This window comes from Microlunatus aurantiacus (assembly GCF_039536605.1).
Lineage (GTDB): Bacteria > Actinomycetota > Actinomycetes > Propionibacteriales > Propionibacteriaceae > Microlunatus > Microlunatus aurantiacus.
This window is the reverse complement of record NZ_BAAAYX010000003.1, coordinates 92,398-105,651: the sequence shown is the minus strand read 5'-3', so window position 1 is coordinate 105,651 and position 13,254 is coordinate 92,398. Positions and strand designations below refer to the sequence as shown.

General features: G+C 72.4%; 17 protein-coding genes and 1 pseudogene. 8 read left to right on the top strand and 10 right to left on the bottom strand.

Annotated elements, in window-relative coordinates; genetic code table 11:
- Nucleotides 1–221 precede the first annotated feature (221 nt).
- The 5 genes and pseudogenes from ABD714_RS06020 (at nucleotide 222) to ABD714_RS06000 (ending at nucleotide 5,023) form a co-directional block, all read left to right on the top strand.
- Nucleotides 222–1,517 carry an MFS transporter gene (locus tag ABD714_RS06020; protein ID WP_344811397.1) on the top strand — a complete coding sequence of 432 codons (1,296 nt, stop codon included), beginning with the start codon at nucleotides 222–224 and terminating at the stop codon, nucleotides 1,515–1,517.
- Nucleotides 1,518–1,558: 41 nt separating this feature from the next.
- Nucleotides 1,559–2,050, top strand: a complete 492-nt coding sequence (locus ABD714_RS06015) for a winged helix-turn-helix transcriptional regulator (protein ID WP_344811396.1) — start codon at nucleotides 1,559–1,561, stop codon at nucleotides 2,048–2,050.
- A 153-nt stretch (nucleotides 2,051–2,203) separates the two neighbouring features.
- A complete protein-coding gene (locus tag ABD714_RS06010) occupies nucleotides 2,204–3,406 on the top strand; it encodes an NAD(P)/FAD-dependent oxidoreductase (RefSeq protein WP_344811395.1) in 1,203 nt (400 codons plus the stop codon).
- A gap of 56 nt (nucleotides 3,407–3,462) precedes the next feature.
- Nucleotides 3,463–4,560: pseudogene (locus tag ABD714_RS06005) on the top strand (aldehyde dehydrogenase family protein); the annotation flags it as partial.
- Nucleotides 4,561–4,651: 91 nt separating this feature from the next.
- Nucleotides 4,652–5,023: an aldehyde dehydrogenase family protein gene (locus ABD714_RS06000; RefSeq protein ID WP_344811394.1), complete on the top strand. Its 372-nt coding sequence runs from the start codon at nucleotides 4,652–4,654 to the stop codon at nucleotides 5,021–5,023.
- Between the two features lie 12 nt (nucleotides 5,024–5,035).
- Here the strand turns inward: ABD714_RS06000 and ABD714_RS05995 are convergent, their stop codons facing one another.
- From ABD714_RS05995 to ABD714_RS05950, 10 genes are all read right to left on the bottom strand, one after another.
- Nucleotides 5,036–5,224: a hypothetical protein gene (locus tag ABD714_RS05995; RefSeq protein ID WP_344811393.1), complete on the bottom strand. Its 189-nt coding sequence runs from the start codon at nucleotides 5,222–5,224 to the stop codon at nucleotides 5,036–5,038.
- A gap of 42 nt (nucleotides 5,225–5,266) precedes the next feature.
- Complete coding sequence (locus ABD714_RS05990) at nucleotides 5,267–5,707, bottom strand: hypothetical protein (protein WP_344811392.1); 441 nt, start codon at nucleotides 5,705–5,707, stop codon at nucleotides 5,267–5,269.
- A complete protein-coding gene (locus ABD714_RS05985; protein ID WP_344811391.1) occupies nucleotides 5,700–6,305 on the bottom strand; it encodes a hypothetical protein in 606 nt (201 codons plus the stop codon). Before ABD714_RS05985 ends, ABD714_RS05990 begins: the two co-directional genes overlap by 8 nt.
- Nucleotides 6,296–6,967, bottom strand: coding sequence for an RNA polymerase sigma factor (locus tag ABD714_RS05980; protein ID WP_344811390.1), 672 nt, complete (start codon nucleotides 6,965–6,967; stop codon nucleotides 6,296–6,298). The genes ABD714_RS05985 and ABD714_RS05980 overlap by 10 nt, the downstream gene beginning before the upstream one ends.
- A 179-nt stretch (nucleotides 6,968–7,146) precedes the next feature.
- Nucleotides 7,147–7,338 carry a CsbD family protein gene (locus ABD714_RS05975; RefSeq protein WP_344811389.1) on the bottom strand — a complete coding sequence of 64 codons (192 nt, stop codon included), beginning with the start codon at nucleotides 7,336–7,338 and terminating at the stop codon, nucleotides 7,147–7,149.
- Nucleotides 7,339–7,393: 55 nt separating this feature from the next.
- Complete coding sequence (locus tag ABD714_RS05970; protein ID WP_344811388.1) at nucleotides 7,394–8,011, bottom strand: Asp23/Gls24 family envelope stress response protein; 618 nt, start codon at nucleotides 8,009–8,011, stop codon at nucleotides 7,394–7,396.
- A gap of 130 nt (nucleotides 8,012–8,141) precedes the next feature.
- Entirely contained in the window at nucleotides 8,142–8,717 is a 576-nt protein-coding gene (locus tag ABD714_RS05965; RefSeq protein ID WP_344811387.1) for a DUF6286 domain-containing protein, read from the bottom strand.
- Entirely contained in the window at nucleotides 8,714–9,121 is a 408-nt protein-coding gene (locus ABD714_RS05960; RefSeq protein WP_344811386.1) for an Asp23/Gls24 family envelope stress response protein, read from the bottom strand. The genes ABD714_RS05965 and ABD714_RS05960 overlap by 4 nt, the downstream gene beginning before the upstream one ends.
- Before the next feature lies 1 nt (nucleotide 9,122).
- Nucleotides 9,123–9,305, bottom strand: coding sequence for a hypothetical protein (locus ABD714_RS05955; protein WP_344811385.1), 183 nt, complete (start codon nucleotides 9,303–9,305; stop codon nucleotides 9,123–9,125).
- Between the two features lie 97 nt (nucleotides 9,306–9,402).
- Nucleotides 9,403–9,906 (bottom strand): Asp23/Gls24 family envelope stress response protein, encoded by a 504-nt coding sequence (locus ABD714_RS05950; RefSeq protein WP_344811384.1) that lies wholly within the window; start codon nucleotides 9,904–9,906, stop codon nucleotides 9,403–9,405.
- Between the two features lie 247 nt (nucleotides 9,907–10,153).
- On the opposite strand from ABD714_RS05950, the gene ABD714_RS05945 reads away from it, so the two are divergent.
- From ABD714_RS05945 to ABD714_RS05935, 3 genes are read left to right on the top strand one after another with little or no spacing between them, the layout of a single operon-like run.
- A complete protein-coding gene (locus ABD714_RS05945) occupies nucleotides 10,154–11,263 on the top strand; it encodes a glycosyltransferase (protein WP_344811383.1) in 1,110 nt (369 codons plus the stop codon).
- Nucleotides 11,260–12,138, top strand: a complete 879-nt coding sequence (locus ABD714_RS05940) for a glycosyltransferase family 2 protein (RefSeq protein WP_344811382.1) — start codon at nucleotides 11,260–11,262, stop codon at nucleotides 12,136–12,138. The genes ABD714_RS05945 and ABD714_RS05940 overlap by 4 nt, the downstream gene beginning before the upstream one ends.
- Nucleotides 12,135–13,226, top strand: coding sequence for a glycosyltransferase (locus ABD714_RS05935; RefSeq protein ID WP_344811381.1), 1,092 nt, complete (start codon nucleotides 12,135–12,137; stop codon nucleotides 13,224–13,226). Before ABD714_RS05940 ends, ABD714_RS05935 begins: the two co-directional genes overlap by 4 nt.
- Nucleotides 13,227–13,254 lie beyond the last annotated feature (28 nt).

Here is a 13,254-nt window from a genome sequence, read left to right as displayed (position 1 = left end):
CGGATCCGGGCATAGGCGAGGCCCGTGGTCGCCTGCTCGGGGGGTCAGGTGATCACGGGCCTCTGTCCTCCAGCATGGACCAGATGTGGCCCGAGCGCAAATATTTCGGGCCGATGATTTTGTAAGAGCGCGTCCAGTCCGCCGGCCCTGCGGGGGCGGGGATTACTGACTTGCTTAAAGAAAGTCTATTGTCGGTCCGAGACATCGGGTAAGGGGGCGCTGTGAGGCGACTGCACTACGGGTGGGTGGTGGCCGGCACCGCCTTCGCCACGCTGGTCGCAGCGGCGGCCTTCCGTGCGGCGCCGGGCCCCCTGATGATCCCGCTGCACGAGGACCTCGGCTGGTCCGTGGTGACCATGTCGGCCGCGGTCAGCGTCAACCTCGTGCTCTACGGCCTGACGGCACCGTTCGCGGCGGCCCTGATGGAACGGTTCGGGCTGCGCCGGGTCACCGGGGTCGGGCTGCTGCTGATCGCGTCCGGGGCGGGGCTGTCCGTGTTCGCGCAGGCGGCGTGGCAGCTGGTCGTGACCTGGGGGTTCCTGATCGGCCTCGGCACCGGCTCCATGGCACTGGTCTTCGCGGCCACGGTGGCCAATGCCTGGTTCGTCGAGCGGCGCGGACTGGTGATGGGCATCCTCACCGCCGGCGGCGCCGCGGGCCAGCTGGTCTTCCTGCCGGTGGTGGCCTTCCTGGCCGAGGCGACCAGCTGGAAGGTCGCCTCACTGGTCATCGCCGCCATCGCCCTCGCGGTGCTGCCGCTGGCCACGCTGGTGCTCCGTGACCGACCCAGCGATCTCGGTCTCGCGCCGTACGGGGGCACCGAGATCATCCCCGCAGCGCCACCGGGTGGCGGTGTCGCCCGCCGGGCGGTCGGGGCCTTGCGCCAGGCGGCCGGGACTCGGGCGTTCTGGGCGCTGGTCGTCGCCTTCGCGATCTGCGGGGCCACCACCAACGGCCTGATCGGCATCCACTTCATCCCGTCGGCCCACGACCACGGGATGGCCGTCACCACAGCGGCCGGTCTGCTGACCGTGGTCGGCCTGTTCGACATCGTCGGGACCGTCGCGTCCGGTTGGCTGACCGACCGCGTCGATCCACGGCTGCTCCTGCTGGCCTACTACGGCTTCCGCGGTGTCGGCCTGGTGCTGCTGCCGTGGCTCCTCTCCGACGCCATCCACCCCAGCATCATCGTGTTCATCGTGGTCTACGGACTGGACTGGGTGGCCACGGTTCCCCCGACGGTGGTGCTGTGTCGACGCATCTTCGGAGCGCAGGGCACCATCGTCTTCGGCTGGGTCTTCGCCGCGCACCAGCTGGGCGCCGCCGCCGCGGCCCTCGGGGCCGGGGTGGTGCGTGAGACCTTCGGCAGCTACACGTTCGCCTGGTTCGGGGGAGCCGCTCTGTGCGTGATCGCCGCGGTGCTGTCGCTCAGCCTGCGCCGCCCGGCCAACCCCGGACCGGCGGTCGTCGCGGACCGTGACCCGCAGTCCGAGGCCGCGGCCGACCTCACCCCCTGACCGCCGACCTCATCGCCCGACCGACCCCCGAGGAGCGAACCGTGCCGCTGCGTTCGGACTGGACCACCGAGAACTGCCCGATCGCCAGGTCGCTGGAGGTGCTGGGCGACCCGTGGGCCCTGCTGGTGCTGCGCCAGGCGTTCTCCGGGGTCCGCCGGTTCGACCACCTCCGCGACCAGCTCGCCATCGCGGACAACGTGCTCAGTGCCCGGCTCGCCCGGCTGACCGCCGCCGGTCTGCTCGAGCGGGTGCCGTACGCCGACGGACGGCGGACCCGCTTCGAGTACGTCCTCACCGAAGCCGGAGCGGACACCCTGCCGGTCCTGACCGCGCTGGCCCAGTGGGGGGAGCGGCACCGGCCGCATCCCGATCCGGCGGTGCGGATGGACGTGGTGCACCGCTCCTGCGGCGAGGTCACCACCACCGCCGACGTGTGCAGCCAGTGCGGCGGGAGGCTGAGCACGTCCACCACGGCCTGGCGCAAGAGCTGGCGCACCCCGGGCCTGCTGGCGTTGACCGGCGCGCCCACCTGACCAGGAGCGCCCTCCGGCTGCCACACGTCCCGGCACCGGCAGGGACGGCCCGTGGAATGGGCGGGACAGCCCCGGACCGACCTGACGAGCTCGGACCGACCTGACGACCCCGGACCGGCATGACAGGCTGGGCGGGTGGAGTCGGGCGGTGACGTGAGCACACCGGCCCCGCTGGAGCACGTGCGGGCGCTGATGGGCCCGGCCGAGCCGTTGCCCGACCGGGCCGAGGTGGTGATCGTCGGCGGCGGCATCATGGGCGTGAGCATCGCCTTCCACCTGGCTGCCGCCGGTGTGGTCGACGTGCTGCTGATCGAGCGGGACACCCTGGGATCGGGCTCCTCGGCCAAGCCGGTGGGCGGGGTGCGGGCCACGTTCTCCGACGCCAACAACATCCTGCTCGGAATGCGCAGTCTCGATGCCTTCGAGTCCTTCGAGCACCGGTTCGGGCGGTCGATCGGTCTGCGGCAGGTGGGCTACCTGTTCCTGTGCCGGACCGAGGACCAGCTGTCGGCCGTGCGGACGAGCGTCGCGCTGCAGAACACCCTCGGCTGCGCGAGCAGGATGATCAGCCCGGCGGAGGCGCACGCGCTCAACCCGTTCCTGGATCCGGACCGGCTGCTGGCGGCCTCCTTCTCGCCAAGGGACGGCTACGCCGAGCCGGCCCCGGTGATCGCGGGTTACGCAGCGGCGGCGCGCGGGCTCGGGGTGCGGTTCGCCGAGCACACCGAGGTGCTCGAGGTCGGCTCCGGCACCGGTGGCCGGCACCGACTCCGCACCCAGCACGGCGAGCTGTCGGCCGACACCGTGGTGATCGCCGCCGGGGCCTGGTCGACCGCCCTCGGGGCGATGCTCGGTGTGCACCTGCCGATCGAGGCCGTCCGGCGGCAGATCGGCTTCACCGCCCAGCAGGTCGAGCCGCACCCGACGGTGCCCTTCACCCTCGATCTGTCCACCACCCTCTACTTCCACAACCACCGCCACGGCCTGCTCCTCGGCATCTCCGACCCGGCCCAGGAGGTCGGTCTCTGCCGGGAGTTCAGCCACGGCTGGACCCGGGCCTTCGACGCCGCCGCCTCCCTGGTCGCCCCCTCCCTGGCTCACCGACCCCTGGTCGGGGGCTGGGCCGGCCTCTACGAGAACACCCCGGACCACAACGCCCTGATCGGCCGGGCGGCCACCGGCGGAGTGCTCTACGCCACCGGCTTCTCCGGTCACGGCTTCCTCCAGGGACCGGCGGTGGGGGAGATCGTCGCCGACCTCTACCTCGGGCGCGAGCCGTTTCTCGATCCGGCGCCGTTCAGCGCCGAGCGGTTCACCGGCCGCCGCTCGCTGCTGCACGAGGTGCACATCATCTGACCCGACGGCCGGCCCCACCGGCCGACGCTCGCCGACCCGCTACCGAGAGGACCACCATGACCACCGCCTTCCCCACCACCACGCAGATCGCCGCCGACGTACGACGCGCGCTGACCGCGATCGGCGTCGACCTCGACCTGGTCGCCGCGCCGACGTCAGGACGAGCGTCCGCGCCCGGCCAGGTCGAGGTGCGCACCCCGATCACCGGCGAGACGCTGCTGTCCGTCGCGACGCACCCCGTCGACGCCGTCGACGCGGCCGTGACGACGGCGGCGGCGGCGTTCACTGTCTGGCGGGAGGTGCCGGCACCGGTGCGCGGCCGGCTGGTGAAGCGGTGGGGCGAGCTGCTCACCGAGCACAAGGCCGATCTGGCCACCCTGGTGACCGCCGAGGTCGGCAAGATCGCCTCCGAGGCGCTCGGCGAGGTGCAGGAGATGATCGACATCTGCGATCTCGCGGTCGGCCAGTCCCGTCAGCTGTTCGGGCTCACCATCTCCTCGGAGCGTCCGGGCCACCGGTTGGCCGAGACCTGGCACCCGCTCGGGGTGGTGGGGATCATCTCCGCCTTCAACTTCCCGGTCGCGGTGTACGCGTGGAACACCGCCCTGGCGCTGATCGCGGGCGACACAGTGGTCTGGAAGCCCGCCGAACCCGCCCCGCTGTGCGCCCTGGCCACCGACGCCCTGCTGGCCCGTGCCGTGGCGGACGTCGGGGCCCCACCCGGGCTGCACGCGCTGGTGCTCGGCGGCCGGGCGGTCGGCCAGGCGCTGGTGGAGGACCCGCGGGTCGCCCTGGTGTCGGCCACCGGTTCGGTGCGGATGGGGCGGGAGATCGCTCCGTTGATCGCGGCCCGGTTCGGGCGGGCGCTGCTGGAGCTGGGCGGCAACAACGCCGCCGTCGTCGCGCCCAGTGCCGACCTCGATCTGGCGTTGCGCGGCATCGTGTTCTCGGCGGCCGGCACCGCTGGTCAGCGGTGCACCACCCTGCGGCGGCTGATCGTCCACAGCTCGGTGGTCGACCAGCTCGTGCCGCGGATCGTCGACGCGTACAGGACCCTGAGCATCGGCAGCCCCACCGTCGAAGGCACCCTGGTGGGGCCGCTGATCAACCGGGCGAGCTTCGAGGCGCAGCAGGCCGCGCTGGCGGCCGCTGTCGAACAGGGCGGCACCGTCCGGTACGGCGGCCAGCGGGTGCTGGCCGACGAGCACCCCGAGGCCTTCTACGTGCGAGCCGGCCGTGGTGTCGATGCCCGCGCAGTCCGAGGTCGTACGCCAGGAGACGTTCGCGCCGATCCTCTACGTCCTGACCTACGACACTCTCGAGGAGGCGATCGCGCTGAACAACTGTGTACCCCAGGGTCTGTCCTCGGCGATCTTCACCCGAGACCAGGCCGAGGCCGAGTGGTTCACCTCGCCCCGTGGCTCGGACTGCGGGATCGCCAACGTCAACATCGGCACGTCGGGCGCCGAGATCGGCGGAGCGTTCGGCGGCGAGAAGGAGACCGGCGGCGGGCGGGAGTCCGGCAGCGAGTCGTGGAAGGCCTACATGCGCCAGGCCACGAACACCGTCAACTACTCCGGTCGGCTGCCGCTCGCCCAGGGCGTCGAGTTCGGCTGAGTCCTGCGCGGCTCAGGACCGGCGGCGGTTCCGCCGCCGCTGCCCGATCTCCTCGACCTGGCGGAGCGCACCGGTCAGACGGCTCTGGCCGGCGCGCTTCTCGAGGGTCTGCCGGACCAGCCGGACCACGAGCAGCAGGATCGGCACCGCCACGGCGAAGAGGAGCCACTGACGGAGCCGGCTGGTGAGGAACAACCACATGGGGAGATCTCCTTCGTCTTGCAGGATCGGTCGGGACGTGGGTCAGGGCCGGTTCTCGATGGTCAGCACGTTGACCTTGATCCGTCCGGGCTCGCGGCCGTGGGTCTCGAGGAGCTGGCCGACGACGTGCTGCACCGCCTCGGCGATCTCGCGGGCGGCGTGCTCTCCCGTGGCGGCGATGTCGACCGACACGTCCGCGATCGCCCCGAGGCTGGTCAGCTCGATCCCGTCGGGGCTGTCCGGCCCGCGCGGCGAGCCGGGCACCCGCGCCAGGAAGAGGCTCTTCAGGGTGGGTTCCAGGCGGGCGACGCCGTCCACGGCGAGCACGCCGTCACCGATCAGCGACAGCAGCACGCGATCTCCGGCCTCGGCGGGGGTGGGAGGAGGGGTCGCCAGCGGGGTCGCCGGCGCGGTCTCCGTCATCAGGGGGTCTCCCAGGGTGGTGTCGGGCGTCTCGCGGTCTCCGAGTGTCGTGTCAGGCATCGTGCACGTCCTCGACGTCGATGTCGACGACCTGGGCGGTGACGCCGACCCGGTCGTGGACGGCCGCGATCACCTGCTCCCGGAGCTCGTCGATCCGGCCGGGGCTGGCCGTCGACGCGGCGACGCTGATCCGCAGCCGAGCTCGGATCGCCACGGTCTCGGGGTCGAGTCCCGCGCGGTGGTCGGAGATCTCCACGCGGCAACGCCGGGCCTCGATGTCGGCGAACTGGTCGCAGGTGTCGCGGATGATGCTGGCGATGGCCTGCTCGCTGACGGTCAGGTCGGCCTCGACCGCTGAGTCGTGGCCGCCGGTCACGTTGCGGAGCGGGATCCGCCGTCCACGGCGCACCTCGGCCCGGGCGATCGAGCTGATCTTGGACACCAGGTCGGCGCTCAGGTGCAGCTCGGGGTCCGCCTGGTCACGGGACCGCAGGTCGCGGGTGGCGGCGTCGAGCTCGGTCAGGCTCGCCCGCGCGGCCTGGCAGTCGGGGCAGGTGCGCTCGTGCGCGTCCGGCGGGTTGCCGGCGTTCGCCCAGACCTCGTCGATGTCGCGGCCGCAGCCGAGTCGGGTGGTGGTCGTGCTGTCGGTCAGCGCCATGCCGCCATACCTTTCGCTAGGTTCTGTCGGGCTCGGGCGATTCGTCCGCGGACGGTGCTGAGGGGGACACCGGTCGCGTAGGCGATCTCCGGGTAGGTCAGGTCGTGCAGCTCGTGCAGCACCCAGCAGGCCTGCTGCTCGTGCGGCAGCGTGCCGAGCACGTCTTCCAGACTCTGTCGCTGGGCGGCCGTCGTGACGGCGGTCTCCGGTGAGTCACCGCTGTCGTCGGTCCGGGTGTGCGGCAGGGTCTCCGCCTCGAAGTCGTCCCCGCGAGTCACCTCGGTGCGCTGCCGGCTCCGGCGTCGGAGCACGTTCAGACAGCGTCGGGTGGCGATGTGGTAGATCCAGGCCCGGAAGGCCTGGGCGTCGTTGAGCGTCGGCAGCTGCCGCCAGACGACGACGAACGTCTCCTGGATGGTGTCCTCGGCCTCGCCGCGGTCGTTGAGCATCCGGTACGCGAGTCGGAACAGCTCCGCCTCGTACGCGCGGACCAGGTGCTCGAAAGCGCTCGGGTCGCCGTCCTGGGCGCGGCTGACCCACGTCGTCTCGCTGAAGTCGGGTCCTCCCGACAGGCGGGTGGCACCGGCCGCGTCGGGTCGCGGTGTGGTGTCGCCGAGCTCCGGGCTCCCGTCGACGTCGCCTCCGACGACCAGCTCGGTCATCGTTCGCCTCGGCCAGGCCGCGGCCGTCGACGGCTGCGGACGGAAGACGGTGACATGTCAGATGCTCCTCGGCCCGCGCCGTCGTGGGACGGGTGGGCCTGTCGGTGGGTCACAGGGGCGGAGGCCGACGATGCCCGCCTCGGGGGTTCGCACCCGGGAGGCGGGCATCGCCGCGCTGCTCAGGAGAGGCGGTCGCGGACGTCCTTGGCGGCGTCCTTGGCCTTCTCCCCGGCCTGCTTGGTGTGGGCGGCGGCCTGGTCGGCCTGGCCCTCGGCCTCGAGCCGCTCGTTGTCGGTGGCGCCGCCGACGGCCTCCTTGGCCTTGCCGGCGAGCTCCTCGGCCTTGTTGCTGATCTTGTCCCCGATACCCATGCTGTTCTCCTCACTTCGGTGGACGTCCCGGTCGGGCGACCGGTGACGGTTCGCGTCAGAGCGTGACGCTGCTGGTGGTTCGCTTGCCGCGGTCGATGTCGAGCTGCACGCCGAGGCGAGCGATCGGTGCGTCCAGCGCGGTCGACAGGTTGGCGGCCGCCTCGGTGCGAATCGCCGTCAACAGACTACGAAGGTCGGTCCGGTCGTCGGCGCTGACCTTCACCGTGAGCTCGGGAGCGCCCGACGTGCCCCGGATGACCGCGCTCGCCGCGTTCACCCCGGCGTAGGTCCTGATGTCGTCGGCGACCGCGGTGGCCAGCACCTCGGGCGGGCACACGGTCAGACCCGAGACGGCGTCGTCGTGCAGCCGGTACGGCTGGGCCGCGTTGGTCCGCGGGATCTGCGCGAGCAGCCAAGCCAGACCCAGCACCGCCAGGATCACACCGAGCACGGCCAGGGCCACGATCGCCACCGGCTGGGCGAGCAGCCCGGTCGCTGCGCCGTCGACCACGGGGCTGCCGCCGGCGGGCGCGGACCAGCCGGTCCCCCCGGCCTCGAGCAGCCGACCGAGCACGCCGGTCGTGGCGAGGGCGCCGGCCACGCCGGCGAGCAGCAGCAGCACGCCGATCACGGCGAGCCAGCCGCGGTTGAGCCCCCCTGCGAGTTGCCTCATGTCCTCACCTCTCCTTGCGGGCGGATCCGTCCGCGAACGTCCCGACTCGAGCCGGGGGACAGCGTGGTGCTGCCTCGGTCTGTCTGGTGGCCCCGGGCGGTCACAGGGACTGCGTCCGGGCTCGTGGCGGTCACAGGGACTGCGTCCGGGCTCGGACGACGACGGCCGGCATCGGGGCGAGCCCCGCCGCCTGCAACGCGCCGGTGACGCGCTCACGTACCTGCTGCTCGATCGCCTGGCTCTGCTGGGACGGCGTCTTCACCGTCAGCGTGATCCGACGGGCGCTGACCACTGTGGACACGCTGTCCACGCCGTCGACCTGACCGGCCCGGGCGGTGGCCAGCTTGGCCACCGAGCGCCTGGTCATCACGACCTCGGTGTGCACCCCGGCCCCGTCGGAGGAGCCCTCGTCCAGGGTCAAGGCGTTGGGCTGCCCCGGCTTGACCGCGGCGATCAGCAGCACCAGCCCGATCACCGCCAGCGCGAGGGAGACGACGAGCACCACCACCGAACCCCAGGTCCAGGCCGCGACCCAGGCCGCGGTCTGGTCGGCGAAGGCGGGCCAGGACCCCCGGGCGAGGCGCTCGACGGCGGCCCACACGAGCCCGACGCCGAGGGCCAGCAGCACCAGGGCGGTCACGGTGGCGGGGATGGTGCGCGCGGGGCGTCGACGCAGCGACGTCGACCGGGCGTCGTGGCGGCTCACTTCAGCTCCTCGGAGTTCGTGGTGTCGCCGGTGTGGAGGGCCACCACGGTGATGTCGACCCGGGTGACCTCGACACCGGTCAGGGCGTGGACCCGGCGGGTCACCTGCTCGCGGACGCGGTCGGTGGCCTGGCGCAGGGAGACCGGGTAGGCGACGGCGATCGCGATCTCCAACGTCGCCGTCCGGCCGGCCAGCTCCACGTCGACCTTGGGGCGTGCCGACAGGTCGGAGTGGGCGCCGATGCCGAGGAAGCCCCCGGAGCGCCCGCCGGCGGCCCCGATCTCACTGGCGACCTGGCCGGCGATCTTCTCGACCACCTGCTTGTCCAGGACCAGCCGGCCCCGCCGCCGGGGATCTCCCCGCTCGCCCGGCGGGGCGACGAGGGTGTTGTCGGTGGCGGTCATGTCAGAGCTTGGCGCTGGACTGGCCGGTCAGCGACCGGAGGTCGAGCTTGCCTTCCATCACCCGGCCCACGACCAGACCGATGGCGCCGAACACGAGCACCACCAGGAAGGAGCCGAAGCCACCGAAGGTGGCGACGATCCCCAGGACGAGACCGACGAACAGGGCAGTTTGGGTTGTGGACATGAAGATCATCTCTCTGAACGGTGAGTCGGGTGTCGGTCGAAGCGGCCGGCGAGGTGGGGACGGATCCCAGCCCGGCCGGGGCCGGGCTGGGAGTCGGTCACTGGAGCTGGTCGGAGCGCTGCGCGTCGTTGCTGACGTCGCTCTCGTCCTCGGGCAGGTGCACGTCGGTGACGTTGACGTCCACCGAGACGACCTGGAGGCCGGTGGCGTACTCGACGGCGCGGATGACGTTCTCGCGGATGTTGTCGGCGACGTCGACGATGGAGGCGCCGTACTCGATCACGATGGAGACGTCGACGGCGGTCTGCCGCTCACCCTTCTCGATGCTCACGCCACCGGACACGGCCGGCTTCTGCCCGGGGATCCGCTGGGCGATGCTGCTGATGGCGCGACCCGCGGCCGAGCCCATGGCGTACACGCCCACGACCTCGCGGGTCGCGATCCCGGCCAGCTTCTCGACGACCTGGTCGGCGATGATGGTGTCACCGTGCTCGGTGTGCAGGGCGTCGAGCGTCTTGGGCTCGGCGACCTGGACCTGCTCGCGGGCCTCACGGGCCTTCTGCTCTTCGGTGGTCACGGGCAGCTGCGTGGTGTCAGTCATCGAACTCTCCTTCTGCTGAGGACCGGGCGAGCACCGTGCTCGCTTCGGTGGGTTACGGGTGAAAGGACAACGTCGACAGCCCATTCGTCACGGCGTTGCGGCCGGATTGCCTGTGATCTGGGTCACGGGGATGATGCCAACTTCGACGTTTACGTTGTAAAATCCGCTTCCTCGTCGACGTCGCCGGACGGATCGAGCGCTGACCAGGAGGGCTGATGACCACGACCCAGGCAGCACCACGCCGGCGATGATCGGGTACTACGTCCACCACCAGGGGTCGGGGCACCTGCACCGCGCCGCCAGCGTCCACCGGCACACCGATCGGGCCGGCCTCGCGCTGACCGGGTTGTCGACCGCTTCCCGACCCGCTGACTGGACCGGCGACTGGCTGCGGCTGCCCGATGACGCCGGCGTGGGTCCGGAACGTGACGTCACCGCGCACGACCGGCTGCACTACGTCCCGCTGGGCTCGCGCGGGCTGTCGGCGCGGATGGCGATGATCTCCCGCTGGCTCGACGCGACCCGGCCCTCGGCCCTGGTCGTCGACGTGTCGGTGGAGGTGGCGCTGCTGGCCCGGTTGCACGGGGTCCCGGTCGTGCTGGTGGCCCAGCCGGGGCGTCGTCGCGACGCCGCCCACCGGCTCGCCTACGACATCGCGACACGCATCGTCGCTCCCTGGCCCGAGCACGTCGGGGACCTGTGGGGGGCGAGCGGGACCGACCTGACCAGGACCTCGTTCGTGGGCGCCATCAGCCGCTACGCGCCGGTGGCACCCGCTGCGGAAGAGCGTGGTGCGGAGGAAGCCGACGCGACGCGCCGGGTGACCCGCCGGGTGGTCGTGGTCAACGGGACCGGCGGAGGCGGGGTCTCGCCGACCGAGGTGGCGGAGGCCCGTCGGGCCACCCCGGACTGGGAGTGGATCCAGCTGGACCGTCGGCACGGCACCTGGGTCGACGACCCGTGGCCCCTGCTGCGCTCGGCCGGCGTGGTGGTCAGCCACGCCGGGCAGAACCTGGTCGCCGAGATCGCCGCCGCTCGGCGTCCCGCGCTGCTCCTGCCGCAGGACCGTCCCTTCGACGAGCAGCGCGAGATGGCTGCCGCTCTGCAGCGGGCCGGCCTGCCCGTACGCGTGCGTGAGAGCTGGCCGTCGCCGGCCGAGTGGCCCGGACTCCTCGCCGGCCTCGCGGGCCTGGACGGTGCCGGCTGGTCGACCTGGAACGACGGGGGCGGCGCCGCCCGGATGGCGGCGGTCCTGGCCGAGCTCGGATCCACCCCGAGCGGTGCGGACGCTCTCGTGCCCGCGGACCGGACCGACGGGACCCGGCCTGCCCCGCAGACCGAGGCGGTGCCGGCGTGAGAACCGTCGTGATCACGATCGCCCACGGACGGCACGACCACCTCGAACGACAGCGCGAGGCCCTGGCCCGGTCGTCGGCGGCCGTCCACCACCACGTGGTGGTGGCGATGGACGACCCGACCCTGGTCGCCCGCCTGCAACGGACCCCGCGCACCCGGGTGGTCGCGCTCCCGGCCGAGCGGGCCGGGCTGCCGCTGGCCGCCGCTCGCAACGCCGGTGCCGAGGCCGCGCTGGAGCTCGGGGCGGAGCTGCTGATCTTCCTCGACGTCGACTGCCTCCCCGGCGAGGGCCTGGTCGCCGCCTACCGCGACGCCGCCCGCGACCCCGCGACCGCCGGCTCGTTGCTGTGCGGCCCCGTGGCGTACCTGCCGCCGCCGGACGCGGGAGGCTACGACCTCGGCCGGCTGAACGAGGTCGTCCCGCACGACGGTCGTCCGGCGCCCGGCCCGGGCGAGCGGCTGGAGAACGGTGACCCGCGCCTGTTCTGGTCGTTGTCGTTCGCCGTCACGCCGGCCGTGTGGGCCGACACCGGCGGTTTCCACGAGCACTTCGTCGGCTACGGCGCCGAGGACACCGACTTCGGCTTCACGGCCGCGGCGGCCGGGATCCCGCTCACCTGGGTGGGTGGCGCTACGGCCTATCACCAGTGGCACCCCACCCAGGTCCCGCCGCTGGGACACCTGGACGACATCCTCCGCAACGGCGCGATCTTCGCCCGTCGGTGGGGCTGGTGGCCGATGGAGGGTTGGATCGACGCCTTCGCCGACCGGGGCCTCATCCACTGGGACACGACAGAGGAGACCTACGTGCGCAGCCCGACCTCAGAGCACCACCACGCCCACGGACCCTCGGCCGTCCGGAGCGCGGGCCGATGAGGATCGCCGTGCTCGCGCACCTGCACCACCCGATCGCCGAGCCGTTCTCCGGCGGTACCGAGATGCACACCTCGCTGGTGGTCGACGAGCTGGTCCGTCGTGGCCACGAGGTCACGCTGTTCGCCAAGGGGGGCAGCCGGACGTCCGGACGGCTGGTGCCGCTGGTCGGGGACGACTTCGTCTTCGGGCAGATGCCCGGACCCGGAGGTGACAGGTCCGGGGTGATCCTCGACGTCGCGGTCCGCTCGGCCCTGGCGGCGATCCGTCAGGACCGGTACGACGTGGTCCTGAACAACTCGTTCAGCGCGCTGCCGTACACCGAGCTCGCGGCCCAGCCGATGATCACCATCCTGCACACGCCGCCCACCCTGGAGAAGGTGCTGGCGGTGATCACCGACCCGGCCTGGGCACCGGACCCGGTCCACGCCTTCGTCAGCGTGTCGGAGGTCAACTCCGCCTCCTGGCGCCGGTTGCTGGCCGGAGTGCGCTGCATCCCCAACGGGATCCGGCTCGACGGCTGGTCCGACGCGTCCAGGGCGGAACCCGACCTCGCCGTCTGGGCCGGCCGGATCACCCCGGAGAAGGGTCTGCACCTGGCCATCGACGCCGTCCGCGCCACCGACCTGCGGCTGGAGATCAGCGGCCCGATCGCCGACCGTACGTACTTCGACACCGAGATCGTCCCGCGCCTCGGGGATCGCGTCACGCACGTCGGCCACCTCGCGCACGATGAGCTCGCGCGCCAGCTGGGCCGGGGTGCCGTCTTCGTCTCGTCGTCGGTGTGGGCCGAGCCGTTCGGTCTGACGCTGGTCGAGGCGATGTCGTGCGGCACCCCGGTGGCCGCGTTCGCCACCGGAGCGGCCGCCGAGATCGTGACCCCCGCCGCGGGGGTGCTGGCCCGTGCCGAGACCCCGGAGGCACTGGCGGTGGCGATCGAGGAGGCCCGCCACGCCGACCGCGGAGCCGTCCGGCGACGGGCCGAGGACTTCGACGCGCAGATCATGGTCGACCGCTACGAGGAGCTGCTGCGCGAGGTGGTCGACCGTCGCCGGGTCGCCGTACCGGTCGCGGGCGGGGCCCGGGAATAGGCATCGGCCTGTGCTGAGTTGTGGCCAG

Coding starts and splice junctions, on each gene's coding strand:
- ABD714_RS05970 (WP_344811388.1), bottom strand. CDS start 8,011: ATGAGGCAACTCGCAGGGGGGCTCAACCGCGGCTGGCTCGCCGTGATC.
- ABD714_RS05935 (WP_344811381.1), top strand. CDS start 12,135: ATGAGGATCGCCGTGCTCGCGCACCTGCACCACCCGATCGCCGAGCCG.
- ABD714_RS05960 (WP_344811386.1), bottom strand. CDS start 9,121: ATGACCGCCACCGACAACACCCTCGTCGCCCCGCCGGGCGAGCGGGGA.
- ABD714_RS05950 (WP_344811384.1), bottom strand. CDS start 9,906: ATGACTGACACCACGCAGCTGCCCGTGACCACCGAAGAGCAGAAGGCC.
- ABD714_RS05975 (WP_344811389.1), bottom strand. CDS start 7,338: ATGGGTATCGGGGACAAGATCAGCAACAAGGCCGAGGAGCTCGCCGGC.
- ABD714_RS06000 (WP_344811394.1), top strand. CDS start 4,652: ATGCCCGCGCAGTCCGAGGTCGTACGCCAGGAGACGTTCGCGCCGATC.
- ABD714_RS05980 (WP_344811390.1), bottom strand. CDS start 6,967: ATGACCGAGCTGGTCGTCGGAGGCGACGTCGACGGGAGCCCGGAGCTC.
- ABD714_RS05995 (WP_344811393.1), bottom strand. CDS start 5,224: ATGTGGTTGTTCCTCACCAGCCGGCTCCGTCAGTGGCTCCTCTTCGCC.
- ABD714_RS05945 (WP_344811383.1), top strand. CDS start 10,154: ATGATCGGGTACTACGTCCACCACCAGGGGTCGGGGCACCTGCACCGC.
- ABD714_RS05955 (WP_344811385.1), bottom strand. CDS start 9,305: ATGTCCACAACCCAAACTGCCCTGTTCGTCGGTCTCGTCCTGGGGATC.
- ABD714_RS05985 (WP_344811391.1), bottom strand. CDS start 6,305: ATGGCGCTGACCGACAGCACGACCACCACCCGACTCGGCTGCGGCCGC.
- ABD714_RS05990 (WP_344811392.1), bottom strand. CDS start 5,707: ATGCCTGACACGACACTCGGAGACCGCGAGACGCCCGACACCACCCTG.